This is a genomic window from Nostoc sp., assembly GCF_036917155.1.
In the GTDB taxonomy this organism is placed as follows: domain Bacteria; phylum Cyanobacteriota; class Cyanobacteriia; order Cyanobacteriales; family Nostocaceae; genus Nostoc.
The window spans coordinates 15,264-40,030 of the sequence record NZ_JBALDZ010000051.1 but is presented as its reverse complement, the minus strand read 5'-3'; the positions used below and the strand labels follow the sequence as shown (position 1 = coordinate 40,030).

Sequence of the window (24,767 nt, the reverse complement as noted above, 5' to 3'; positions counted from 1 at the left end):
ACTCCAAACTCCAAACTCCAAACTCCAAACTCCAAACTCCAAACTCCAAACTCCAAACTCCAAACTCCTAACTCCTAACTCCTAACTCCTAACTCTTAACTCCTAACTCCTAACTCCTAACTCCTAACTCCTAACTCCTAACTCCTCCTTAAGTCATCGCCGCAGAGATAGTCCCCGGCGATTTTCCATTTGTTTACAAAGCCTCAATTCTGTGCCTTTGCGGTTCCATTGCACCTGATCAAAAATTTGATGCAGAAGACATAAACCACGACCATTTTCTGACTCATCTGGTGGAAGATAGTCTGTTGGTTCTTCATTAGTAGTAGATGAAGGAGTAAAACCACTACCCTGGTCTGATATTATCCACCAATATTGATTATCTATTACGGAAAAACGAACTACAACTGTTTTGCTTGGATCGAGATTATTGCCATGTTTAGCTGCATTTACTAGGGCTTCTTGAAGTCCTAGACGCAGTTCTGCTTGTAATTTTGCTGGAATTTCTGCCAACAATAAGTCTAATATAGGACAAAGGTAGAGGGTTGAGGCAAAACTAATAGTGCCCCAATAACGTCCAACTGGACGAAGTGAAATAGTAATCACAAGAGAAACCCCATAGCTTTCAGTTAGCTAGACATCAGTTTGCTATTACAGTCACCCTGATAAAACTTGAGGTGGTCATGCTGCCTTCAAACTTGCGTCTTTAAAACTAAATTTTGAAAATGCTAGGGAGCATTGGCTTTATAACTATGAGTTGGGATTGTCTAGATATATATCGGCCAGAATTTGTTTGATAATGATGTCAGCAAATTAAAAAGATGCTGCTAATTTGAGAAAGTATTGGCATACTCTAGTTATTGGCCGATTTATAATTCATACAATCCACTTCATATTTTTAAGAACCTATGCAACTTGAATTTATTTAAACAAAATGAATTTTTATTTTTGCCTTAATTCAATTTTAGCATCTTTAGTATGCACTAGACTAAAAATTTCAAATTTCAGTTTTTGTAAAGGAATTACCATCCTTGTTCAAATGTGACAGCACAAGAAAGGCGGCAGCTTCAACATGAGCAGTTTGAGGGAAAAAATCAGCAGGTTGTACCCGTGTAATGGTATATAGCCCATCTTGACAAAGCAATTTCAGGTCACGGGCGAGGGTAGCTACTTTACAGCTGACGTAAACGATCCGAGATGGTTTCAATTGCCGTAAAGTGTCGATGACTGCGCGATCGCACCCCTTACGTGGCGGATCGAGTATTACTACTTCTGGTATTGTGCCCATTTTTGGGAGCAATTTCTCTACTGCCCCGACTTGGAATGTCACATTACCAATTCCGTTGCGGTTGGCGTTCAAAATAGCTTGTTCTACTGCTGCTGCTTGCACTTCTAATCCTGTAGCAACACGTACTTTTTTAGCGAGGGGTAAAGTTAAAGTCCCAATACCACAGTAGGCATCAACTAGCAACTCATGCCCTTGAAGATTGAGTTCTGATTGAATTACCTGCAATAGTGCCTCTGCTGTTTCTGTATACACTTGGAAAAATGTATCTGGGCGTACTTGAAATTCCAGTCCAGCAAAATTTTCATGCAGGTGGGGGACTCCAGCAATACAACGGGTTTCTGATCCAAAGATAGCATTTGTGCGATCGCGATTGCGATTGAGCGATACTCCCACTAACTGCGGATAGCGCTTTAACCATTCCTGGGCTTGGGTTTCAATTCCTGATAAATTCCAGTCCTTTACCACCAAAGTCAGCAACATTTCTCCAGTGTGTCGGCCAATGCGTAAACCGAGATGGCGAATTTTTCCAAGGTGGCGCTGTTCGTCATAAATTTGCCAACCCCGTTGTTGAATATCCTGCTTAACTTCGGCAAGTAGGGGATTTAATCGCGCATCTTGGACTGGACATTGATTTAAGTTAATTAATTGGTGGCTACCTTTTTGATAGTAACCAGCCTGTATCTGTCCTGTTGCCGATAGCGAGAGAGGATATGTAGATTTGTTACGGTAGCCGAAAGCAGAAGGGGCGGCGAGTACCGGATTTACTGGTGGTTGGATAAAACCGCCAATGCGCTCCATTGCTTGGATAACTTGATTTTGCTTGGCTACTAGCTGGTAATCATAACTAATATGCTGCCACTGGCAACCACCGCACTTGTCCGCCACAATACAACTGGGTCGAATCCGGTGGGAGGATGTTTCTAATAGCTCTTGGAGCTTACCGTGAGCATATTTAGGTTTAACATGTACTAAACGGACAATAGCGCGATCACCTGGGACGGTATCTGGGACAAACACTACACGTTCATCAGCGCGTCCCACACCATCGCCTGTATCACTCAGATTAGCGATCATCACTTCAATTAATTCACCCTGTTGCCAAATTATTTTAGTCATTAGTCATTGGTCATTAGTCATTGGTCATTAGTCATTGGTCATTAGTCATTGGTCATTGGTCATTAGTCATTGGTCATTGGGCATTGGGAAAACACTTTCTTTATCTCCCTCATCTCCCTCATCTCCCTCATCTCCCTCATCTCCCTCATCTCCCTCATCTCCCTCACTCCCTACTACCCAAACAGATAAATTCAATACATAAGTAACTCCGATCCCTTCACTTGTGTACCTCCAACTCGGTAAACTAACAGATAATATTTCAGGTGATTTCAATAATCATGACTGTAATTAGCCAAGTTATTCTCAAAGCCGACGACGAACTGCGTTATCCCAGCAGTGGCGAACTTAAAAATATCAAAGACTTTTTGCAAACCGGCGTACAACGGACACGGATTGCAGCTACTTTGAGTGAAAACGAAAAGAAGATAGTTCAGGAAGCAACCAAACAACTTTGGCAGAAGCGTCCTGACTTTATCTCCCCCGGAGGTAATGCTTACGGGGAACGCCAACGTTCTCTATGTATCCGTGATTTTGGCTGGTACTTACGCCTAATTACCTATGGCGTGCTTGCCGGTGATAAAGAGCCAATTGAAAAAATCGGTTTGATTGGTGTGCGGGAAATGTACAATTCATTGGGCGTTCCCGTGCCTGGAATGGTAGAAGCGATCACTTCCCTCAAAACAGCCTCCCTTAGCTTACTGAGTGCAGAAGACTCTGCCCAAGCAGCACCATACTTTGATTACATCATTCAGGCTTTGTCGTAATTCAAAGTGTGTGCGAGTTCTAGGAGTATACTTTCGGTCTACTTAGGCATAAGATACCCAATTTGATCATACCTTCCCCACATTTGGTAGTGGCTGTGGCAAAACCTTTGTCAAGTTACGAACCAGTTGTGGGGAAATTTTATAGATATGGGCATGGGGCATGGGGCATTTTACTAATGACCAATGACCAATGACTAATGACCAATGACCAATGAACAATAAACAATGACAAATACAAAAAACCGACAGTCCTTGAGTAAGGCTGTCGGTAATTAAGTGTGTTCCCTATTAATGACTCGGCTAGAGTTCAGTTGTCATTAATTATGCCTAGTTAGCGATCACAGGGAGACGATCCTAATCATCGATATGTGTGATTCTCGTCACTTGATTGTTACATATAAACTGCATATACCCGAATAATCTCTGAGTGACACTAGATTTATGCAAGTTTTGGGGCTAGAAATTTCACTGAGATTGAAAAATCAAGTTATCTTAAAAAACTAAAGCATTTGGTGTATAATTGCTATTCATCTTGTGTATCTCACTGTCGGGATAATTCTGTTCGAGCGCTTTGTGCAACGCAGCACCTCCCACACCTCCCCACCCAAAAGCGTGAGAAATTCGGGTATTGTAGGGTAAAGTTCCTCACCAGCAAATGTCATTTGTGGTTGAGCGATCGCTGATTCCAATCCACCCATATTGGAAATGCCAGCCGATCCACCTGACTGCTCAACTATGCGATGATAGAGTTCCAAGACCTCTTCTAGGGTGAGATAGCGCATCACGCCAACCGCTTGTAAAGTTCAGTGTTTTTCTTGAGTACGTAATTCATCGCACCTTTGAAAGATGCGTTTGGTTTATCTAGTAGACATCTCCAGAAATTAAATATGCGTTATCCAGAGTCCTTGTAGAGACCTAGCAGTGCTACGTCTCTACATTCATTTTCACCAGATGTCTAGTATTTCTTCAATACCCATTAGCACTAATTCTTCTATTGATACACCAAGGTTATTGGCGGTTTCTTGCAGCTTCAACAAACGCTCATCAGGAACTTGAATGGTAATGCTGTTCATGGTAAAATAAAGGGCCTGAAGATAGCATTACTTTAGCATTGGAACTTATATTCAGAAAAGAGCGATCGCGTCCAAACTCTTAAGAAGAATTATCTGCATTTCTAGAACTGCGCTTACAGGGCAAGTAAATCGATAGAATAATGCTCTGTCCCCCCAGAGTGCATTACTTCCATGACTGCAACCTCAAAACCAGCCTTTTCCCCCCAAGAAATTGCTGCGGAAGGTCTTAAACCAGAAGAATACGCAGAAATTGTCCGTCGGCTAGGCCGTCATCCCAACAAAGCTGAACTGGGAATGTTTGGCGTGATGTGGTCAGAGCATTGCTGTTACAAAAATTCTCGACCTCTACTCAAACAATTTCCCACCGATGGTCCCCGTATCCTCGTGGGGCCTGGTGAAAATGCTGGTGTTGTAGACTTAGGTGATGGACTCCAACTAGCTTTTAAGATTGAATCTCACAACCACCCCTCAGCGGTCGAACCCTTTCAGGGAGCTGCAACAGGAGTAGGAGGCATTCTCAGAGATATTTTTACAATGGGTGCGCGTCCCATTGCCCTATTAAACTCGCTACGCTTCGGTTCCCTAGAAGATGCCAAAACTCAAAGGCTCTTCCAAGGCGTAGTGGCAGGAATTTCTCATTATGGTAATTGTGTGGGAGTACCCACCGTTGGCGGCGAAGTTTACTTTGACCCTGCTTACTCTGGTAATCCTCTAGTGAATGTTATGGCACTAGGGTTGATGGAAACAGCAGAAATCGTCAAATCTGGAGCATCTGGCTTAGGCAACCCCGTGCTGTATGTTGGTTCCACCACTGGGCGCGATGGTATGGGAGGCGCAAGTTTTGCTAGTGCAGAATTGAGCGATCAATCCATAGACGATCGCCCTGCTGTGCAAGTGGGCGATCCCTTTTTGGAAAAGTCGTTAATTGAAGCTTGTCTAGAGGCGTTTAAGACAGGTGCAGTTGTCGCCGCCCAAGATATGGGAGCAGCGGGAATCACCTGTTCTACCTCAGAGATGGCAGCAAAAGGCGGTGTGGGAATTGAACTAGATTTAGATAAAATTCCCGTCAGAGAAACGGGAATGGTTCCTTATGAATATCTGCTTTCGGAATCTCAAGAACGAATGCTGTTTGTTGCCCACAAGGGACGTGAGCAGGAATTAATCGACATTTTCCACCGTTGGGGACTTCAAGCCGTTGTGGCTGGTACAGTCATCGCTGAACCGATTGTGCGGATTCTCTTTCAGGGTGAAGTAGCAGCAGAAATTCCCGCTGAAGCTTTGGCGGAAAATACCCCACTGTATCACCGGAAGTTATTGACAGAACCACCAGAATATGCGCGCAAAGCTTGGGAATGGACTGCTGATTCCTTACCTCCTGCTACAACTACTGGAATAGAACTCCAAGGATACTTGCAAAGCTGGAATGATATTCTCTTAACTTTGCTCGATACACCCACGATCGCATCTAAAAATTGGGTATATCGTCAATATGACCATCAAGTACAAAATAATACGGTAACACTGCCAGGTGGTGCAGATGCCGCTGTTATCCGTTTACGCCCCCTAGAAGAAATCCCCAATCTAAAATCCCCAATCCAAAATCTAAAATCAGGAGTGGCGGCCACAGTAGATTGCAATCCTCGTTATGTTTATCTTGACCCTTACGAAGGAGCTAAGGCAGTGGTGGCAGAAGCAGCCCGCAATCTTAGCTGTGTGGGTGCAGAACCTCTGGCGGTAACGGATAACTTGAATTTTGGCTCTCCAGAAAAACCCATTGGTTACTGGCAATTGGCAGAAGCTTGTCGCGGTTTGGCGGAAGGTTGCCGAGAATTGGCAACACCAGTCACGGGCGGAAATGTCTCTTTGTACAACGAAACCTTTGATTCTCAAGGCATCCCACAACCCATTTATCCCACTCCTGTTGTCGGAATGGTGGGTTTGATTCCCGATATAACCAAAATTTGTGGTCAAGGTTGGCAAGCAGCCGGCGATGTGATTTATCTGCTCGGATTGCCTCTGACATCCCAAATCAGTCTGGGAGCATCTGAGTATTTAGCTACTATCCACAATACTGTTGCTGGAAAACCACCAAGGGTAGATTTTGACTTGGAACGGCGCGTACAGAAAGTTTGCCGTGAAGGAATTCGTAATGGTTGGGTACGTTCAGCCCACGATTCTGCTGAGGGAGGAGTGGCGATCGCCATAGCCGAAAGTTGTCTTGCTGGCAATCTTGGTGCCGAAATCAATTTAGAAATACCATCAACACAGTCAAACCGCCTCGACGAAGTGCTGTTTGCCGAAGGTGGTGCCAGGATTTTAGTTTCTGTTGCATCAGCACAACAAGAAATTTGGGAATCATATTTACAGGAACATCTAGGTCAAAATTGGCAAATACTAGGTACAGTTGGCAATTGTGAAACGGGTTTGGGGGTTTTCACCACTGATAACCAAACCTTAATCAAAGTTAGTATCGAAGATATGAGCGATCGCTATTCCTATGCGATCGCCAGACGTATCGCCCCGAAGAAGTTAGGAGTTGAAAGTGAGGAGTTAGGAATAAAAAGCATAACTCCTAACTCCTAACTCCTAACTCCTAACTCCTAACTCTTTTATTAACGTCTCTGAGCAAATTTACGGTACTGTTTTAATGGACGGTTAAAGATTTGTTAAGAAATCCGCAGCCATCATCTATATAATCCCAGTGACTAACTACCGATTTTAGGTTTTGAATTTTAGATTTTGGTGAGGTAGTGCGGTCTTCTCCCAAAGGGAGAGGCTAGCGCCAAGGGGGTTTCCCCCATGAGCAACTACCGAACCTGGGGGGATTAGGGGCATTGCTTCTAGTTCCTATCTTGCTCTTACTAGGCGAAACAAATCTAAAATAGCCATTCTCAAATCCCAAGCCGCATCCTTACTACGGTGCGATCAATCCAAAAGACGCTCTCTACGAGACGCTGCGCGACACACGGACTCGCTAATGCTCCGCTATCGCCAATCTCAAATCCAAAATTGATTGACCCCCCCACCAGGAGCAAAGCTAGCATGATTTCTATTCATTCTGTCACTTCGGATGAATACCCCGACCCAACCAACAGTCATGAAAATCAGCCTGACAAGCCCGAAGAAGCTTGTGGTGTTTTTGGCATCTATGCCCCAGGAGAAAACGTTGCTAAACTGACCTACTTTGGATTGTATGCCCTCCAGCATCGGGGTCAAGAATCAGCTGGTATTGCCACCTTTGAGGGTACACAAGTACATCTCCACAAGGATATGGGCTTGGTGTCTCAAGTTTTCAATGAATCCATCTTGGATCAATTGCTCGGTAGCCTTGCTGTTGGTCACACTCGTTATTCCACCACAGGTTCTAGTCGCAGAGTTAATGCCCAGCCGGCAGTGCTAGAAACCCGTTTAGGTTCATTAGCTCTTGCACACAATGGTAATTTAGTCAATACTGTGCAACTACGTCAAGAGTTGATTGACAATAAATGTAACTTAATCACCACAACAGATTCAGAAATGATCGCTTTTGCGATCGCCGAAGCCATTAATGGGGGCGCAGATTGGCTAGAAGGTGCTATTCAGGCATTTCAGCGTTGTAAAGGAGCCTTTAGTTTAGTTATTGGCACTCCCATCGGCGTTATGGGTGTCCGCGATCCTAATGGCATTCGCCCCCTGGTAATCGGGACTTTGGCTGGTAATCCAGTCCGTTACGTTTTGGCTTCCGAGACTTGTGGTTTAGACATCATTGGAGCCGAATACCTGCGAGATGTAGAACCAGGTGAATTAGTTTGGATTACTGAAGAAGGCTTGGCTTCCTATCATTGGAGTCAAAAGTCCGAGCGGAAATTGTGTATTTTTGAGATGATTTACTTTGCCCGCCCTGATAGCATCATGCACAACGAGAGTTTGTACAGTTATCGGATACGGTTAGGGCGGCAACTGGCACAAGAATCTAATGTAGATGCCGATATTGTTTTTGGTGTTCCTGACTCTGGTATACCTGCTGCCATTGGATTTTCTCAAGCTTCTGGTGTCGCCTACATGGAAGGACTGATTAAAAATCGCTACGTTGGGCGAACCTTTATTCAGCCAACCCAAACTATGCGGGAGTCGGGTATTCGGATGAAACTCAACCCCCTCAAAGATGTGCTAGCAGGTAAACGAGTAATCATCGTAGACGACTCAATTGTGCGGGGTACTACCAGCCGTAAACTAGTCAAAACTTTGCGTGATGCAGGTGCAATTGAAGTACACATGCGAATTTCTTCTCCGCCTGTAACTCATCCCTGCTTCTATGGCATTGATACCGATTCTCAGGATCAGCTAATTGCTGCTACCAAATCAGTAGCGGAAATTGCCAAGCAACTGGAAGTAGACAGCCTCGCCTATCTGAGTTGGGAAGGAATGCTAGATGCGACACGAGAAGACACTAATAGTTTTTGTTCCGCCTGCTTCACTGGAAATTATCCCGTCGCGATTCCCGATCAAGTAAAGCGTTCTAAGCTGATCCTAGAAAAAGTAGTGGTATAGGGACTTGGGGCATTAGGGACATGAGAATCAATACCCAATCCCCAGTCCCTAATCCCCAGACTTAATCTGGGGATGATTCTGATTTTTCTGGCTTGAGTAAGGGGAAGGCGATCGCATCCCGAATACTGGCACAATCAGTTAATAACATCACCAAGCGATCGATCCCAATCCCTAAACCACCAGTAGGCGGCATCCCATATTCCAAAGCTGTCAGAAAGTCTTCATCTACACCTTGGGCTTCTAAGTCACCGGCGGCTTTCCGTGCAGCTTGTGCTTCAAAACGTTCTCTTTGATCGATAGGATCGGTAAGTTCTGAGAAGCTATTCCCAGTTTCTCGCCCGACTATAAATAACTCAAATCGTTCTACCAAACCAGGCACAGAACGGTGAGGTTTTGCTAGGGGCGAAATTTCTACAGGGTAATCAATTACAAAAGTAGGTTGAATTAAATTAGTTTCTACCTTCTCTTCAAAGGCTAAATTTAGTAACTTACCAATTGATTGGGCTTCATCGATACCAGGAATACCAGCATTTTTACTTGCTGTTTTGGCATCTTCCAAACTTTGGAACGAATTAAAATCCAAACCTGTAAATTCTTTAACTAAATCGTGCATTGTCACCCGTCGCCAAGGTGGTGTTAAATCTATCGGTTCCCCTTGGTAGGTAATTTCCAATGTGCCGAGTACCTCTTGAGTGACAGTGGTAATAATCCCCTCAGTCAGCGCCATCATATCGTTGTAGTCGGCGTAGGCTTGGTAAACTTCAATCGTCGTAAATTCGGGATTGTGTCGAGTTGAAATTCCCTCATTGCGGAAAACTCGCCCCAATTCAAACACCTTTTCAAAACCTCCCACAATCAACCGTTTGAGATGAAGTTCTGTGGCAATTCGCAGATATAACTCCATTTCTAAAGTGTTGTGGTAAGTGATAAATGGACGCGCATCTGCACCTCCAGTCTCACTTTGCAAAACTGGTGTTTCAATTTCCAGAAAATCCCGTTCTTCTAAATAGCGGCGAATACCAGCAGTAATTTGAGCGCGACGGCGGAAAGTTTGTCGCACTTCTGGGTTAACAATCAAGTCAACGTAGCGTTGACGATAGCGCTTGGCAACATCCGTTAATCCATGCCACTTGTCGGGTAGGGGCAACAGGGATTTAGTGAGGATAGTATATTGTTTAACGTAGACAGATAACTCGCCCTTTTCAGTCCGTTTAATAGTACCTTTGGCTCCCAGGATGTCGCCTGCATCTGTAAGTTGTTTTAAGTGATTGAAGGCATCGGCATCAATATCTGCCATACCTTCTTGAATGCGATTTTTATCCAGATAAAGCTGAATTGTACCGGTTTCGTCTTGCAAAGTGAAGAAAGCCAATTTACCAAAAACGCGACGCGCCATAATGCGTCCAGCTATGGAAACTTCTAAATCAACTTCTTCACCACTGACTAAATCGGCAAACTTTTCTTGCAACTGCGCTGCATGATGGGTAGATTCCCAACGATAGGCATAAGGGTTAGTCCCTAGCTGCTTGAGTTGTTCTACTTTCTCCAGCCTGGCGGCTCGGATATCTTCTTCCGACATGGTAACGAACTAAATAGGGCAAGATTAATTATAGATGCTGCAATCAAGTGAGGCGATTATCTGCAATCTTTACAAACTTTAGATTTAGTGTCGCCATCAAATACTACCAAAAATTTGCCATCAGGTATTAAGCGTTGAATAACTCGCAAATATCCATCAGCATCCGATTGGGTTCGGAAACGAGCCACAACAACTCGTTGCATATTGGCAAGCAAACGCACAACTAACCACCTATTGAGATTCTCTCGATAGGGCATAATAAGATAAGTCTCCATTGAGTTTGGAGCAACAGCCAGTGCCGAACTTTCCACGGGACGCACTGGCTTTTTGCTTTAGTCAAATCTTATCAAAGATTGGATTAAAAATGAAACGTATATAGTTCTTTTTTGAGACTAATTAGCTACATAAACGATATAATTTGAAACATAAGATGCCAAAGCGATTTCCCATAGGCCCCTTAGGTGAACATGATGATGATTGGCTCACCATTTGGGCTTGGCTTAATAATCGCAGCAAGTCAGTTCAAGCAGCTTTGCTAATAGGCTTTGGAATTGCCGAAAAAAAACCTGAAATTGAAAGAATGCTGGAGTATATGGCGAAAAAGCGGGGAATGACTCCTGACGAACTGTTCAAAAGCATTCTGGATGGAACTGCTGACAGCAGTGACAATGAGCCAGCTAGCGAGGAATGAATGTGTCGAAAGTAATATTCCTCCGTTAACAGGTAGCCGTCATGCTAAATAGGGCAAAATTAGTTTATAAATGCTGCAAAAGTTGGCAGTAAAAGATATTTGTCTTTGAGGGCACGTGCGTAAGCGTAGCCCGCCGGAGGCATCGGTACAGGAAATATACAATGACACAAACTAGAGTGCGCTTGTGGACTGTCAACGAATATCACCGGATGTTTGAAACGGGTATTATTACAGAGAATGAACGGGTAGAACTGATTGATGGGCAAGTTATCCCGATGAGCGCCAAAAATCCTCCCCATGCAGCAACAACACTGTGTGCGTCTGACTATCTCAAGCGGCTGCTAGCAGAAGTTGCCCTAGTTCGGGTACAAGATCCCATTCAGTTGAGCCAATATTCGGAACCTGAGCCAGATATCGCTGTTGTCCAGATTGATACGCGAAAGTACATTGATCATCATCCTGCACCGAATGAAATCTTTTTACTTATGGAGGTAGCAGATACAACACTAGAAACAGATCGTAAACAAAAAGCGCCTCTTTATGCTAGAGCGGGAATTACTGACTACTGGATTTTGGATGTGAATCAGCGTCAGGTTTATGTTTTCCGCGAACCGGGTTTAGAAGGCTATAATTTTGAATTTATTTTGCAGGAGGATGCAATATTATCTTTGATTGCTTTTCCAGAAATTGAAGTCCAGATTAGTCAAATGTTTCCATAAGCCTCTCGGACTGTGAGGTAGAGAAATAATAGAAGTGGGGTTATAAGAATAAGTTGTACATCGCATTAATAATTAAAATAACTAAGTTAAGTAAAGTAACATAGCATTTCCCAAATTAGTTGCTTCTATGTAGTAAGCAGCTATTTCTTTGTAGTATTCTGTTAAGTAGTCTACTCCCGCATTTCTCACAAGGAGAGAAGGGATTGAACTTGGCAGATTGAACTCTCCCCTGCTCCCCTCACGGGCGAAGTAATAAGTAATAAGTAAGATTCATTACTCATTACTCATTACTTATTTAATTATTGAGATGTGGTGAGAAATCCGGGTACTGTCTCCATTTGTTTAGTTCTACTGCATTCAACTCAGACTCATGATTTATCGTATTCTTTGATAAGATTGGTATGAGAAAGGTAAAATAAAAACTGCTTGCGATCGCTTATTTTAAGCCTTTAATTCTTTCCTATTTTTAGCAAATGCCTAGATGAAATAGCCTTCATTTTCAAGTTAGTAAATTGCACGATCGCCTTTACTAAATCTTGCTGCTCTGGTTGCAAATTTATTTTTTCTAGCGCTTGCTTGATATTATTACCAGCCCGGAGATTGTGAGTAAGTTGGGCACGTTGGAATGAGGTTAACACTGCCTCTATTTCCCTATTTCTTCTCTGACGCACAGCCTGAAGTTCTTGCCGTTGTAAAGGAGTCAGGTTAATTTCTGAGGAGGTGGAATAGCTTGCAGTTTTAGTAGTTTGAGCAAAAATAATACCAGAAGTCGTATTGATTTGAACGGGTGCAGCGAAGGCAATTCCCGGCATGAAGAGGATAAGAGCAAGAAGATTAGCGAACACAGATAGCCGTTTTGTCAAGTAAATTGCCATATTGAGAAATGCCTAGTACACAGTGGCGGAAGTTTGCCTGCTTTTAACAAGTTGCTTGAGCAATTTGTCTAGTTAATCAACCTCCAAAACCAGAAATTAAACGCTTGAGGGCACGACCAGCAATGTCGCCATAGCCCAGTTCTCCACACATAATTTTACCCATGACTTGGGGAGCAGAGGGGTGCTTAACACCAACTTGGTAAGCAATGTTGGAAAACCGATAAAACGCTCCAGCTAACTTTTTCGCCCAAGCCATCTCAGTACCCCATTGTTCATTCATGGCTTCGCTATATTTTTCTAAAGCGTTGGTATTACCAGAAAGTGCCTCATTAATGGCTCCTGCTGCAATTAAACCGCTAAAAATTGACGGACGAATGCCTTCTGCTGTCATGGGATCAACTACACAAGCAGCTTCCCCAGCCAAAACTGCATTTTGGGTATGCAGCTTTTGATTACCATCCCAAATAGATATGGGATAGCCATACTGCTTACTAGTTTTGATATCTAGATTAAACGATCGCGCGTACTCATCTAAAATCTTCTTAAAGTCTTGGCGTTCGCCGCCGACAAATGTACCGATACCAATGGAATAACCGTCTGCCTTCGGAAAGTTCCACATATAGCCATTTTTCACCAAGCCTAACTCGATGTGCATTGTGGATTTATCCTCGACAGTTGCCGTAACTTCTGCCTCTAAAGCTCCTGCTAAACTGCGTTTACGTTCTTTGAAGCCTAGCCATTTTGCCATTGGCCCTTTGACACCATCAGCTGCGATTAAGTAGCTACTTGTAACTGGGCCATTGGCTGTGTTAACTTGCCAATAGTCGCTTTGAAACTCAATACCTGTTACTTCCGTATTATCTCGTAGTTCAGCCCCTTGCTTCTGTCCTTGCTGCACTAGGAAATGGTCAAAAATATCTCGTCGCACCATCCAGACTGGTTCTTTTGTGGGGATTTTTGCTTCTACGGGATCGCCCAATTTCCAGGTAAAGCGAAAGGAGTCGGCTTTTACAGAAATTACTGGGCTAAAATCAAAGTCAAACCATTGAGCGATCGCTGGGGATACACCACCACCACAAGGTTTATATCTTGGCAGGGATTCTTTTTCTAAAACTAATACTGAGCGGCCTTGTTTGGCTAAATGATATGCAGCTGTTCCACCAGCTGGCCCCGCGCCGACGATGATGCAGTCGTACATATTCCTGAATCCTTGCTTCTCAATTAGTTTAAGCTAACGCGCCTACCAATACCTATAGGGAATAGACAAGACGCGATTCATCACGTCTGAAACCGAAACTAGAAGGTTTACTGTGGTTGGATATTATGCAGTTGGTTGTGAATAAACCAAAAGGGATTTTGACATTAGAAGTGGTGGAAGCAGATTATTAGTATTAATTCGTAGCTGTAAGACAAAGGCTGAAGAATTTATCCATCATTCTTCAGCCTTTATACTTCAGACTTTAGACTTTAAACAGTCGTAATGTCCTTTTCTTTTTCTGCCAGCAATTCGTCGATTCGGGCAGTATACTTGTTTGTCAGTTTTTGCAATTTATCTTGCTGATCTCGTGCTTCATCTTCAGGAATTTCAGCATTTTTTTCCTGTTTGCGAATGGCGTCTATGGCATCGCGGCGGATGTTGCGAATACTAACACGACCCTCTTCAGCATACTTAGATGCTATTTTGACGAGTTCTTTACGGCGATCGCTTGTCAAGGGTGGAATATTCAGCCGAATCACGGAACCGTCATTACTAGGGGTTAAACCGACATCTGACAAAGAAATCGCTTTTTCGACTATATTTAAACTGCTGCGATCGTAGGGTTGAATTAAGATCGTCGTAGCATCTGGCGTGCTAATGTTTGCCAGTGATTTCAAGGAAGTGGGCGAACCGTAATAATCCACCAATACCTTATCTAATAGGCTCGCATTGGCGCGACCAGTGCGAATTGAGTTAAAAGATCGTTGAGTGGCCTCAACGGTTTTTTGCATCGTACTTTCAGCTTCAGCTAATTTCACAAGAACCTCCCACAAGGGTGCCGATGGATTCTCCCAAGACTGCTCGGTGGATGTTACCTCTCACCGTTAGGTCAAAGACCAAAATTGGGATATTATTTTCTTTACACAAGGCGATCGCAGTACTATCCATCACCCGCAAATCTTTGGCTAAAACATGCGCGTAGGTTAAGCTATTGTAACGCTTGGCTTCAGGATAAATATGAGGATCGGCATCATACACTCCGTCTACTTTGGTGGCTTTAAAAATCACCTCGGCATCAATTTCTGCTGCTCTTAATGCCGCAGTCGTATCTGTAGTAAAGAAGGGATTTCCAGAACCAGCGCCAAAAATTACCACCCGCCCTTTTTCAAGATGACGGATGGCACGACGACGAATATACGGTTCTGCTAATTCTTGCATAGCGATCGCAGTTTGCACCCGCGTCTGTACTCCTATGCGTTCTAGCGAATCTTGCAGAGTCATGGCATTCATTACCGTGGCAATCATCCCAATATAGTCAGCTGTTGCCCTGTCCATTCCCGCCGACGCTGCTTTGACGCCACGAAAAATATTGCCGCCGCCAACAACTATGGCGATTTGAGTACCAGTGGCTATCACCTCTGCTAATTCTTGTGCTATTCCTTTGACCACCTCTGGGTCAATGCCATAGCCCATGTTGCCCATTAAGGCTTCACCGCTCAGTTTGAGTAAAACCCGTCGGTAATTCGTTCCCATGAAGTTCCGCTTTATCAAAAAAGTTGCAATTGCCTCCAATTTAAGATAACAGTTACAGGGACTATCTATGTCTAGTTACGCCAAATCAATGTAGTACCTATTGCTTCTGTCTGTGGTATATCTATTTCTCGACCATCAAACAGAGAAGCGATCGCTGTTCTCAAATAATCTTCTCCCACTGATGATGCATCTTGGGGATGATTATCAATTTTACCTTTGTAGCGGACTATACCATTAGTATCAATTAGAAAGGCTGTTGGTGTTTTTCTTGCACCAAAACTACCGGTCACATCTTGGGTTGAGTCCCACAGGTAGGGGAAGTTCAACTGGTGACGCCGGGCAAAAGCTTTCATATTTTCAAAGCTTGACCTAGTATCGTAGTCAACATTACTACCATTCAATCCAATTAGTGTAAAGCCTTTGGGGGCAAATTCGGCTTGAATGTTTTTTAGCCTACCTAGATACCACTCTACATAAGGACAGTGGTTGCACATAGAAATAACGCCGACTGCTCGGAACTTTTCAAGATAACGCCTGAGATGGTGTACTTGACCATCAATTCCGGGCAGTTCAAAATCTGGTGCGTAGCTCCCAACGGGAGTATCGATTGTTTCTAGTAGATTCATGATTTCTGGCTCGCAGAACTAGGAACAAGAAAAATATTGTTAAATTCAGCGTCAGTTTCCAGTTGCAAACCACCCCTTAGCCGATGCCTCATATTCGCCAATCTTATAGATCAAATTTGCGATCGTAAATTGTGAAACTACTGAATGTAGCATTGATGCTAATTCGCTGACATCTAAAAATAGCCAAAATATTACTCACACTACAAAATTTATAATTCAGAATACTGACATAATCTTCAGTTGTGAGTAAATTACCTCTACCAACCAAATTAAAACTCTCTATACTGGATAAAACTATCAGCTTAATGCTAATGTTATCAGCCGAGAAGTTTTTATGGTATATGTATAGGCTATCACCATAGCAAAAGATTTATTTTGAAAATCTGATAAATTTTATTCAAATTCAAAACAATTCTACTTACGCCTTACTGCTGTTGAAGAAGAATTCAGAATGGGCCAGGACTTACGCAACTGGCACAGGCGAGCAATAACTACTAGTACTATAGTACTACATGACTGACGCAACTGGCACAGGCGATCACTAAATACTGGTACTTTAGTACTATAAAAAGGTGTTTTAAAATCAGCCCTTTTTGGAATTGTTGATAGTAACTAATCAAGTAAATTCCAAGAAAAATTTTATGAGAGAATAAGTAGCGGGTGCATCGAAAAATCGGTTAGCGATGAAATTTACTAAACTTAATTATTGTCAATATCTACTTAGTAGTCAAATCAACTATACCATGACTAATTTAGCCTTAGTGGTGCAGAAAACTTTCTGGAGTCTCAGGTTGAGAAAACCGTGACACGTGAGAACTCAATTCGCGTCTCGACGTGCGCGCGTTTTTTGAGGGAAGCAGAGGCAGACGGAGGACTCTTTTGAGGTAATGCGGGTAAACTAGGAATGGGGAGATGTTGATAACACAAGCGTTTAATCTCGCGCAATCCTAATTGTAAGAAACTCAATCCCCGTTGACTATGCCAATCGAGCATTTTGCGCCGACCTTCACCGACGACCACCACTGCAACAGCAATAGCAATCAAGGTTGCAGCAGCTAGCAGCATCAACAAACAATTCAGCGCTTGAGGATCGCGCAAGTGAGAGCGGATGAGTTCAAAAGCGGCGGACTTATAATCCTTGAAATGTGGCTCAATGCCCCCAAATCGCTGACCATAGACCTCAAATGTCTGCAAGGACGGAGGCACATCGGAAAGGACAGCCCAAGCTTCACCCGCCAGGGCTAAGTGGGCGGTGGCTAGATGACACTCAATGTCCTGCAAAACATTGACTTCTCGAAACAGATAAGCTTCCCCCAGAGGAGGAAGCAAGGCGGCAACAGCAGCCGTTTGACCATTGGAGAGGGTAATGTTCAAGTCCGATTTCGTCCGGACCGACCACGACCATTGATGCTCCCGTAACCACCTGATCAACGCACCATGTTCAAATCCTCGATCCGCTAACAACGTCACCTGACATTCTGGTGGTAGCAGCCGTAACGTTTTGATATTGAAATTAGATACAGTAGGGGCGGGTTGACAAATATCCTCACTAATCTTTAAAGATATCTATGAACCCGCCCCTACTTTCGTCTGGAAAACAAAGCTTCTGCAACACTTCTTCGGGGATATCCTCAAAGTGTTCCAGCAAAAAGTTCATCAGGGCAAGGTGGCGTAAATCGGCTGGCATGGGACGGCGGTAGTTTTTACCTCTAGCAAACCAGCGTCGAACGGTGGACAGGGAACGATCGCAAATCTGAGCCATTTGTTCGTAGTTTACCTGCCACTTGGAGTAAAACTGCTTGGGAGTCATGCCCAATTGACAATAACTGTAGAGTTGGATCAAATCTTGCTCTCGCTGCTTGAGTGGATGAGGATTCATAAGTCTGTTTCCTCGTTGATTGGTTCTAAATCCTCTTCCCAAGCAATATCGGCAGATGTCCAAGTAGCACTGGGGCTATTTTTGCTCAACCAAATCAGGTAGCACCAACTCCAGCAACAGCGATGGTCGCTCCGCGAACCGCCGAAGGCATCGCAAGCAAAGCTATAAAATCGACCAATGACAATACCCCAGTCAGTATCGCTTTCAGTGGAGAGCCAACGCAAGCGATCGCCATATAAAAATCTGGGTGTCTTGGCTACATCAGGAAAGTTGACAGGAAGCTCAATAGATGCATCTGGGTATTTCAGGTTAATCAAACCTGGGGCAATATCTTGGTTATTGTGCCGGATGAGATTGAGATAAGCAGCAATCAAATTACCATTAATGCTGTGAGTTAACCCAGAAATCAGAATTGCAGCTAGAGTTTCTATTTCTTGCTGCTGGAGTTGCATCCAGGTGCTATCAAAGTCAGCATCAGAGAAGTTGTTGAGCTTTGCTAGTAATTCGGTGATCCCGAAGTCATCTAAAGCTTGTTGATAAGCTCTGTGTTCATCTGTTTTGTAGCTAACAGGCTTTAACATTGTATATGTCTCCTGTGATAGGGGGGCCAAAAGCCAGCATCCGCCCTGAGAAAGTTGATGGCTGGCTTTTGACTTATCTGTAATTATACATAAAATTAGTTTACTTTTATGTTAATTTATGTACTTTAGTGCGTTTAATATAAAAAGACACAAGCTCGCTTATGATGATGATATGGGAAAAGTAACAGTAACTATTTACATGGAAGAAGAAGATAAAGAAGCCCTGCAACAATTGGCTGATGCAGAGGAGCGTTCTTTGTCTCAAATGGCGGTGTTAATTGTGAAACGAGCGATTAAAAAAGCGCAGGATGACGGGACTATTAGACCAAAAAATTCGTAATTTGTTAGAGAGGCGATGCCTGCGGCGGGCTACGCCAACGCATTTTGATGGGTTTTGAAGATGCGATTAACTGCTGTGTGAATTCTGTCGGTTTGTTAGGGCAATGCTTACCTAGAGCGCCAGTCCACTAATATATATTGACAAAAACTCAAATATGTGGATTAAGACAAAACGCCCATTTAAGGTGAAACATTTGGGTCTGTTTTTTAGCGACAGCATAAAAACGGAACACTAAAATTCACGATTTTAACAACATACATATCTTGTATTTTAGGTCAAGTACTTCTACTGGACTGGCGCTCTAGGGTATCCTCCCACATTTCTCACAAGCAGTAGGGGTGGGTTCACAGATATGCTCAATCATTTATGATGATATTGCTAAACCCGCCCCTACGACCTCTGCTAGACGATAAGCTATATTGCATTTGTTAATATTGCGTTTGTTAATATCTTGATTATTCGCTAGAGCATAAATAAATATTCTTTTTCGTTTTTATGATGTGGGGGCGGGTTCATAACTATTATCAAATATAAACGATAAGTAAGTCGGCACAATAAAACCAAACTGTGTAAAGAAAAGTAAACAAGGCTCAAACCCTTTCTCACCCTGCTCCCTGCCCCCTGCCCCCTGCCTTTTTCCAACGACAAATATTGACGCCCACCTACTTAATCTTGGCAAACCCGCCCCTACAGCAGCGATTATTGACCTCGAATATATTCTTACCATTTGGATGGATTGTTTGGATGTAATTGATCCTGCTCCCAAGATAAAGGATTATTAAATATATATTCACGAATTTTTTGCAATGCTTCTTCATTGCGTATAATATGTTCATAATAGTTACGCTGCCAAACAGGTATACCTTTTGAGTCTCTCAATTTATTAATACGACGAGCAGAAGATGTCTTGAAATTACGTATTATTTCTGGTAATGCTTCCCCTCCTGATGTGGTTAGTTGAATTATTCCATGTACATGGTTAGGCATAATTACAAATTCATCTAACTGAACATTACTAAATTTCTTAGCCAGAATATTCCAGTTATATTGAACCACTTGACCATAACGGCTTAATTCGATATACGTAGGAGCAGCTTCATTGATACCATCGTTGATATTGGATAATCTTTGTGAATCTGCCCCTACCAAGGTTCCTAATAAGCATTCACGTTGCCAAATACAAATGGTTATAAAATACATCCCTGCCTGTGTATAATCATAACCCTGTAACCGAATTGATCTACGATGATGTTTATCTGGATTATATTTCATAATTTTTTTATTAATTCATCGTTGTAAATCGCGGACGTAGGGGCGGGTTTATCCAAAATATCGTGAATAATTGAGGATATCTGTGAACCCGCCCCTACCCGAATATTCGTTGGTAATTAATATCATAATCGTTGTAAATCGCGGATCTAGGGGCGGGTTTATCCAAAATATCGTGAATAATTGAGGATATCTGTGAACCCGCCCCTACCCGAATATTCGTTGGTAATTAATATCATAATCGTTGTAAATCGCGGATCTAGGGGCGGGTTTATCCAAAATATCGTGAATAATTGAGGATATCTGTGAACCCGCCCCTACCTGAATATTCGTTAATCGTGCGATCGCACATCATAAAAGCGTCGCCATTAGAGTTAAAGATGAATGGTACATCAATTAGTTCACCAGTTGCGATCGCTTGTTGCATTCCCGCACTGACAGAGTGATTATTATCTTTAGCTTCAATTACAGCCAGTGGTACACCGGGTTTGTGATACAGCACTTGACATCCTTACCAGGCTGAAGCCACGGTGATTCCTAAGACTCACGACTTAATTAATCTGTCACCGACGACAAATAATTAGTCACTGTACACTTGATTTATGTCAAACTTTAGTATTGAATAATGCTTTCATCAAAGCCGATGATGGGATTTGAACCCACGGCCTGCTGATTACGAATCAGCTGCTCTACCACTGAGCCACATCGGCGTACACAATCTAAGAGTATAACATGATTTAATCATGGTAGATCAAAATCGCAAAAATCGCCTTAACCCTGAACAATACGCCAGCCTCAAAGCAGAAATAGCCGCTCCTTATCGCGGCTTACGCCAATTTTTCTACATCGCTTTTGGTGCTTCTGGCTCACTTGGTGCATTTGTCTTTTTCTTCCAAGTGCTTGCTGGACGCAATGTTGAGAGTGCTTTGCCAAGTTTAGCTCTCCAAGTAGGAATTGTTGCCTTAATGGTTTTCCTCTGGCGGTGGGAACAGCGTCGGCAACAATGCCCCCAATCGGGTAAAAATCCTAATTCTTGAAGGGAGAAATTTTAGCTATTAATTTTTTTACCAAGCCCCTTCGGGGCGGGAACTCTTAACAGGGAACAGGAAAAAAATTAGCCCCGAATACAGGGTTTAAAGCCCCTAAATTTATTTATGAAAAGAGATAAAAATATTTGAAACGAGATGGCGTCAGCCACGATGTTTCAATGTGTCCTTGTACAAATCCCCTGATTTTAATTATGGGGATTTCCCTGTTGCCTGTTGCCCGTTCCCTGTTCCCTTTTAATGCTTTGCTTTTAGATATCTTTATATTCTTGAAATTTGTTAATGCTTTAGTGAAGATTAAAATATCAAGAGGTCAAAAAATAAAAAAATTATTAGAAAATCCCAAAAAGCAAAAATTTCTGAGAGAATAGAAATCGTTGAAACGGGGTCAGCTAATATAAAGACCCTGATCATAAACTCAATCAGATTCAAATGGGGTCGGCTATATTTAAAGACCCCAAATTTTATGTTTAGAAAGCCCGAAAATTAATAGAACTCAGATTAATTAGAAGCGTCAGACTGATAATTTGTTGGTCTGGCGCTTCTAATTTGCTAAGTAGGTATTTACTGAACTGTTACCAAATAGGATGAAGGAATTGGTTGAGCGCGTCCAGCATTGACGAGTGCCTGGTAAACAAAGGCAGCAACTTCGGCTCTAGTTGCTTGACGATTAGGATTGAGTTGCTTTGCTGTGGGATAGTTGATTACTAATTGCCGTGCAGTTGCCGCCGCAACAGGAGCGATCGCATAATTAGGAATCTGGGCAGCATCGGTGTAAAAGGAAAGGATATTCTGATTATTCGCAGTTAAGCCCAAACCATTAGCTAAAGCGACTAACGCTTGCACTCTGGGGATTTGCTGCTGTGGCTTAAAAGTGCCATCGGGATAACCAGAAACAAATTGACTCTGGTAAGCGGATTGAATTGCAGCATAAGCCCAGAAATTGGTTGCTACATCCTTAAACTTAATGCCTGCGCGTTTGGCTGGTGGCGTTAGAGCTTTAGTGACAATGGTAGCGAATTGAGCGCGGGTTACAGGTTCATTGGGTTTAAAGCTGCCATCAGGAAAGCCAGCAATAATATTTTGGGAGGCTAAAGCTTCGATGTAGGTTTTTGCCCAGAAATTTGCTGGCACATCTTTAAAGGCAACAGGCCCTCCAGGGGGTACATTAACACTTGCGGCAACAAAATCTACTGAGCCAAAAATCTTTTTCTGATCGATATCGTTGCCAACAGCAATAATTTGACCTGTTTTGGTGGCGTTATTCACATCATAACGAGTGTTATGGCGAATCAGATTGCCACCAGGACTTTCGTTAGTACCAAGGTCGGGTAAAGCATTAACAGTTGCTACTACTCCATCCCGCTTATTGTTCTGAATGACATTCTTACGCAATACAGGCTTTGCTGACTCTGAGATAAAAAGACCGTCTTGGTTTTCGACAATTTGGTTTTCCACAACTAGGGGCGTAGAAGTGCCACCGATCGCCAGACCAAAACCAGTATCCTGAAATAAGTTACTCCGAATTTCTCCTTGGGCCGCTTTAGCAATTGAAATGCCATTACCTTTGTTTTGCACAAAGAGGTTACTTTCAATTTTGGGATTGCCTGTACCCGTGACAAAAACACCCTCTCTGACACTGTTAGTAAAAGTACTGTTTTTGATAATGGGATTAGTTGACTCCACCCACACACCCGTACCCCGACTATTTGGGTTGGTAACGGTGACACCAGTAATAGTGGTATCTTGCTCGGCAAGGATGGTAATATCTTGTCTGGCAAAGGTGCGGCTAGTGTAGAAACCTCCACCTGTTATTAATATCCCCTGACCTTTACTAGCTTCATCACCCCGCAGTGTTACCCCTGGTTTAAGCAACAGTGGGAAGGTTTCGCCACTTTCTTGGTTGTAATTACCAGGTGCTAATTGAATAACTGCACCTGCTTGGGCTTGACTAAGAGCGAAAGTTATGCTCTTGTAGGGTGTCGCTGAGGTTGCACCACCACCAGCCCTATCTGCACCGGTTGCTGGATTAACGTAAATGGCTGCGGCTGTTGCAGGAGCTTGCGCTGTGAGAGTTGGGGCGGTACCTGCTGGGTGAGTCGCACCAGCATTAACCTCACCAGGTAGTAGTATTGATCCGCTAGAAACAACTAGCATTGCCGTTAGTCCGGCTCCCACGCGTAAAGTATATCTGAGATGACTGCTAGAAAGAAGGCGGAAATTTTTCGCTAGAGAAATGTGAAAACCCCGATATTTCATTTTTTGAGTCTGTGATGTGCTGAATTACGGTATGTTGAACAAGGGTTTACAACAGCTACAAGGCTACTATGAAACCCATGCAAAACTATACTGGATGATTAGCACTGATTCAGCTAAATTCCTGAGATACATCACAGAACTTATACATTAGTTATATTAGACATCTTCAGAAATTAATTATACGTTACCTAAAATGCTTATAGAGACGCGTTAATAGCGGGATTAGTCCCGCTATTAACGCGTCTCTAGATTCTTTTTCACCAGATGTCTATTGTGTTATTCAGAAAACTCTACTAGTAAGCTAAAGTTTCTAAAGTTTCCCTTAAATACCGCTGTACTTGCTGTTCCAGACGAATCCCCTGTAATTGGGTATCGCGTTCTAGTTGCCAACGTTGAAAACCGGAACTAGTGGAGATCGCGCATTTGAGGCTATACCAAATTTCAATATCAGCAGAAAATTGGCGATCGCTAGAAGCTGGAATTTGAGCCATAGTTCCTCATTCCTTTATTTTAAACTTCAACGGTAATTGGGCATGGGGCATACAAGTAAAAAGAACCAAGTAAAAAGTAAAAAGAAAGATAAATTCAATATTTCTTTTAACTTTTAACTTTTAACTTTTAACTTGTTTCTCTCCCCCTGCTCTCCTCTCTAGCCCTTTAAAGTGAAATAATATACTTTGCGGGCTGCTACGAATCTGTATTTATCCTAAACAAGGATTGCAGTAATCGGGGCACGATTTGATTAACCCGTACCCCTAAAATGGTAAAGTCTTGCTTAATCTTTTCTAAAGATAATGGTTCTATACCAGCAAATTCTGTCTCATTAATCACCAAAACTCGCATTACACTCACAGGTATTTGTAAAAATAGATTGCTGCCCAAAAAGGCTAACCCTGCAAGCACTAGTGCCAGGCTGCGCCATTGTGGGAGAAATTTAGCTGAATTTGCGACTAATGGGGCAATTTGGTAAAGATTCCACAATATCCAAACCGACAATACTGCTGCCACTAATGCCAGGATACGATTTAACTTTGTATTAATTAAACAGAGAATTTTTCGTTGCCGTTCAGTCAGATTTTCTGGCTTCAGAGCTATTCCTAAAAGAGCAAATATATAAAAAGGGCGACGCAACTGCATCCACAACAGGGGGAGAACACCAATGGCGGCAACTAAGAATAGCTCCATCCAGACTGGTAAAAACGGCTCGCCTACAGACAAGAAAAATAAACAGAGTACTAAAAAAACAGGTAATGTCGCTAATCCAGCGACGTGAATCCACAAAATAGGTTCAGAGCGGAATGAATGCATATTATAAAAAGTTGTGAGTTAAGAGTTAGGAGTTAGAAATTAGCAGCCTTTAACTCCTAACTCCTAATGTATCACTCCTAACGTCTAACCATTTTA

Annotated in this window: 27 protein-coding genes, 1 tRNA gene and 1 pseudogene; 8 read left to right on the top strand and 21 right to left on the bottom strand. The window is 42.9% G+C overall.

All coding sequences use genetic code 11. The features are described 5' to 3' along the window. Positions 1-153: 153 nt before the first annotated feature. From V7K67_RS07935 to V7K67_RS07925, 3 genes are all read right to left on the bottom strand, one after another. Positions 154-603 carry an ATP-binding protein gene (locus tag V7K67_RS07935; RefSeq protein WP_179068619.1) on the bottom strand — a complete coding sequence of 150 codons (450 nt, stop codon included), beginning with the start codon at positions 601-603 and terminating at the stop codon, positions 154-156. 391 nt (positions 604-994) lie between these two features. Further along, positions 995-2,401, bottom strand: a complete 1,407-nt coding sequence (rlmD, locus tag V7K67_RS07930; RefSeq protein ID WP_334729952.1) for a 23S rRNA (uracil(1939)-C(5))-methyltransferase RlmD — start codon at positions 2,399-2,401, stop codon at positions 995-997. Between the two features lie 66 nt (positions 2,402-2,467). After that, positions 2,468-2,596 carry a hypothetical protein gene (locus V7K67_RS07925; RefSeq protein ID WP_335165927.1) on the bottom strand — a complete coding sequence of 43 codons (129 nt, stop codon included), beginning with the start codon at positions 2,594-2,596 and terminating at the stop codon, positions 2,468-2,470. A gap of 83 nt (positions 2,597-2,679) precedes the next feature. Here V7K67_RS07925 and V7K67_RS07920 point away from each other — a divergent pair, with 83 nt between their 5' ends. Further along, a complete protein-coding gene (locus tag V7K67_RS07920) occupies positions 2,680-3,165 on the top strand; it encodes an allophycocyanin subunit alpha-B (RefSeq protein ID WP_334729950.1) in 486 nt (161 codons plus the stop codon). A 527-nt stretch (positions 3,166-3,692) separates the two neighbouring features. On the opposite strand, the gene V7K67_RS07915 is transcribed toward V7K67_RS07920, so the two are convergent. Both V7K67_RS07915 and V7K67_RS07910 read right to left on the bottom strand, forming a co-directional pair. After that, a complete protein-coding gene (locus tag V7K67_RS07915; protein WP_334729949.1) occupies positions 3,693-3,947 on the bottom strand; it encodes a hypothetical protein in 255 nt (84 codons plus the stop codon). Between the two features lie 162 nt (positions 3,948-4,109). Beyond that, positions 4,110-4,238 (bottom strand): hypothetical protein, encoded by a 129-nt coding sequence (locus V7K67_RS07910; RefSeq protein ID WP_334729948.1) that lies wholly within the window; start codon positions 4,236-4,238, stop codon positions 4,110-4,112. Positions 4,239-4,409: 171 nt separating this feature from the next. Here V7K67_RS07910 and purL point away from each other — a divergent pair, with 171 nt between their 5' ends. Both purL and purF read left to right on the top strand, forming a co-directional pair. After that, positions 4,410-6,821: a phosphoribosylformylglycinamidine synthase subunit PurL gene (purL, locus tag V7K67_RS07905; RefSeq protein ID WP_334729947.1), complete on the top strand. Its 2,412-nt coding sequence runs from the start codon at positions 4,410-4,412 to the stop codon at positions 6,819-6,821. Positions 6,822-7,280: 459 nt separating this feature from the next. Beyond that, positions 7,281-8,768, top strand: coding sequence for an amidophosphoribosyltransferase (gene purF / locus V7K67_RS07900; RefSeq protein WP_334729946.1), 1,488 nt, complete (start codon positions 7,281-7,283; stop codon positions 8,766-8,768). Positions 8,769-8,829: 61 nt separating this feature from the next. Here the strand turns inward: purF and lysS are convergent, their stop codons facing one another. Together lysS and V7K67_RS07890 are read right to left on the bottom strand one after the other, a co-directional pair. Further along, positions 8,830-10,347, bottom strand: a complete 1,518-nt coding sequence (lysS, locus tag V7K67_RS07895; RefSeq protein WP_335165924.1) for a lysine--tRNA ligase — start codon at positions 10,345-10,347, stop codon at positions 8,830-8,832. A gap of 56 nt (positions 10,348-10,403) precedes the next feature. Then, a complete protein-coding gene (locus tag V7K67_RS07890) occupies positions 10,404-10,604 on the bottom strand; it encodes a hypothetical protein (RefSeq protein ID WP_335165922.1) in 201 nt (66 codons plus the stop codon). Between the two features lie 173 nt (positions 10,605-10,777). Here V7K67_RS07890 and V7K67_RS07885 point away from each other — a divergent pair, with 173 nt between their 5' ends. Further along, on the top strand, positions 10,778-11,038 hold the full coding sequence (locus tag V7K67_RS07885) for a hypothetical protein (protein ID WP_334729943.1): 261 nt from the start codon (positions 10,778-10,780) through the stop codon (positions 11,036-11,038). A gap of 161 nt (positions 11,039-11,199) precedes the next feature. After that, positions 11,200-11,757, top strand: a complete 558-nt coding sequence (locus V7K67_RS07880; RefSeq protein ID WP_334729942.1) for a Uma2 family endonuclease — start codon at positions 11,200-11,202, stop codon at positions 11,755-11,757. Positions 11,758-12,206: 449 nt separating this feature from the next. Here the strand turns inward: V7K67_RS07880 and V7K67_RS07875 are convergent, their stop codons facing one another. From V7K67_RS07875 to V7K67_RS07840, 8 genes and pseudogenes are all read right to left on the bottom strand, one after another. Beyond that, positions 12,207-12,632 (bottom strand): hypothetical protein, encoded by a 426-nt coding sequence (locus V7K67_RS07875; RefSeq protein ID WP_335165920.1) that lies wholly within the window; start codon positions 12,630-12,632, stop codon positions 12,207-12,209. A 76-nt stretch (positions 12,633-12,708) separates the two neighbouring features. Then, positions 12,709-13,830 (bottom strand): geranylgeranyl reductase family protein, encoded by a 1,122-nt coding sequence (locus V7K67_RS07870; RefSeq protein ID WP_334729940.1) that lies wholly within the window; start codon positions 13,828-13,830, stop codon positions 12,709-12,711. Between the two features lie 269 nt (positions 13,831-14,099). Then, positions 14,100-14,648 (bottom strand): ribosome recycling factor, encoded by a 549-nt coding sequence (gene frr, locus V7K67_RS07865; protein WP_334711198.1) that lies wholly within the window; start codon positions 14,646-14,648, stop codon positions 14,100-14,102. Beyond that, positions 14,635-15,363, bottom strand: coding sequence for a UMP kinase (pyrH, locus tag V7K67_RS07860; RefSeq protein WP_181927858.1), 729 nt, complete (start codon positions 15,361-15,363; stop codon positions 14,635-14,637). The genes frr and pyrH overlap by 14 nt, the downstream gene beginning before the upstream one ends. 71 nt (positions 15,364-15,434) lie before the next feature. Next, positions 15,435-15,989, bottom strand: coding sequence for a thioredoxin family protein (locus V7K67_RS07855; RefSeq protein WP_334711197.1), 555 nt, complete (start codon positions 15,987-15,989; stop codon positions 15,435-15,437). Positions 15,990-16,775: 786 nt separating this feature from the next. After that, positions 16,776-17,489 (bottom strand): annotated as a pseudogene (locus V7K67_RS07850) (transposase); the annotation flags it as partial. A 49-nt stretch (positions 17,490-17,538) separates the two neighbouring features. Next, positions 17,539-17,868 carry a helix-turn-helix domain-containing protein gene (locus V7K67_RS07845; RefSeq protein ID WP_334729938.1) on the bottom strand — a complete coding sequence of 110 codons (330 nt, stop codon included), beginning with the start codon at positions 17,866-17,868 and terminating at the stop codon, positions 17,539-17,541. Next, positions 17,865-18,449 carry a hypothetical protein gene (locus V7K67_RS07840; protein ID WP_334729937.1) on the bottom strand — a complete coding sequence of 195 codons (585 nt, stop codon included), beginning with the start codon at positions 18,447-18,449 and terminating at the stop codon, positions 17,865-17,867. Before V7K67_RS07840 ends, V7K67_RS07845 begins: the two co-directional genes overlap by 4 nt. 172 nt (positions 18,450-18,621) lie before the next feature. Between V7K67_RS07840 and V7K67_RS07835 the strand changes: the two genes are divergently transcribed. Continuing rightward, on the top strand, positions 18,622-18,789 hold the full coding sequence (locus tag V7K67_RS07835) for a ribbon-helix-helix domain-containing protein (protein WP_334729936.1): 168 nt from the start codon (positions 18,622-18,624) through the stop codon (positions 18,787-18,789). Between the two features lie 720 nt (positions 18,790-19,509). On the opposite strand, the gene V7K67_RS07830 is transcribed toward V7K67_RS07835, so the two are convergent. From V7K67_RS07830 to V7K67_RS07820, 3 genes are all read right to left on the bottom strand, one after another. Further along, positions 19,510-20,061, bottom strand: coding sequence for a transposase (locus V7K67_RS07830; RefSeq protein WP_334729935.1), 552 nt, complete (start codon positions 20,059-20,061; stop codon positions 19,510-19,512). Between the two features lie 268 nt (positions 20,062-20,329). Continuing rightward, complete coding sequence (locus tag V7K67_RS07825; protein WP_335165916.1) at positions 20,330-20,560, bottom strand: hypothetical protein; 231 nt, start codon at positions 20,558-20,560, stop codon at positions 20,330-20,332. A gap of 136 nt (positions 20,561-20,696) precedes the next feature. Next, a tRNA-Thr gene (locus V7K67_RS07820) sits at positions 20,697-20,768 on the bottom strand. A 33-nt stretch (positions 20,769-20,801) separates the two neighbouring features. Here V7K67_RS07820 and V7K67_RS07815 point away from each other — a divergent pair. Then, on the top strand, positions 20,802-21,095 hold the full coding sequence (locus V7K67_RS07815) for a DUF3493 domain-containing protein (RefSeq protein WP_334729933.1): 294 nt from the start codon (positions 20,802-20,804) through the stop codon (positions 21,093-21,095). A gap of 137 nt (positions 21,096-21,232) precedes the next feature. Beyond that, the gene (locus V7K67_RS07810; protein ID WP_334729932.1) at positions 21,233-21,475 is read left to right on the top strand and encodes a hypothetical protein; all 243 of its coding nucleotides are present in this window, start codon (positions 21,233-21,235) and stop codon (positions 21,473-21,475) included. Positions 21,476-21,668: 193 nt separating this feature from the next. On the opposite strand, the gene V7K67_RS07805 is transcribed toward V7K67_RS07810, so the two are convergent. The 3 genes from V7K67_RS07805 to V7K67_RS07795 all read right to left on the bottom strand — a co-directional run bounded on the left by V7K67_RS07805 (position 21,669) and on the right by V7K67_RS07795 (position 24,671). Further along, the gene (locus V7K67_RS07805) at positions 21,669-23,363 is read right to left on the bottom strand and encodes a DUF1565 domain-containing protein (protein WP_334729931.1); all 1,695 of its coding nucleotides are present in this window, start codon (positions 23,361-23,363) and stop codon (positions 21,669-21,671) included. A 293-nt stretch (positions 23,364-23,656) separates the two neighbouring features. Continuing rightward, complete coding sequence (locus V7K67_RS07800; protein ID WP_334729930.1) at positions 23,657-23,854, bottom strand: hypothetical protein; 198 nt, start codon at positions 23,852-23,854, stop codon at positions 23,657-23,659. Positions 23,855-24,050: 196 nt separating this feature from the next. Continuing rightward, a complete protein-coding gene (locus V7K67_RS07795; protein WP_334729929.1) occupies positions 24,051-24,671 on the bottom strand; it encodes a low-complexity tail membrane protein in 621 nt (206 codons plus the stop codon). Between the last annotated feature and the right edge of the window lie 96 nt (positions 24,672-24,767).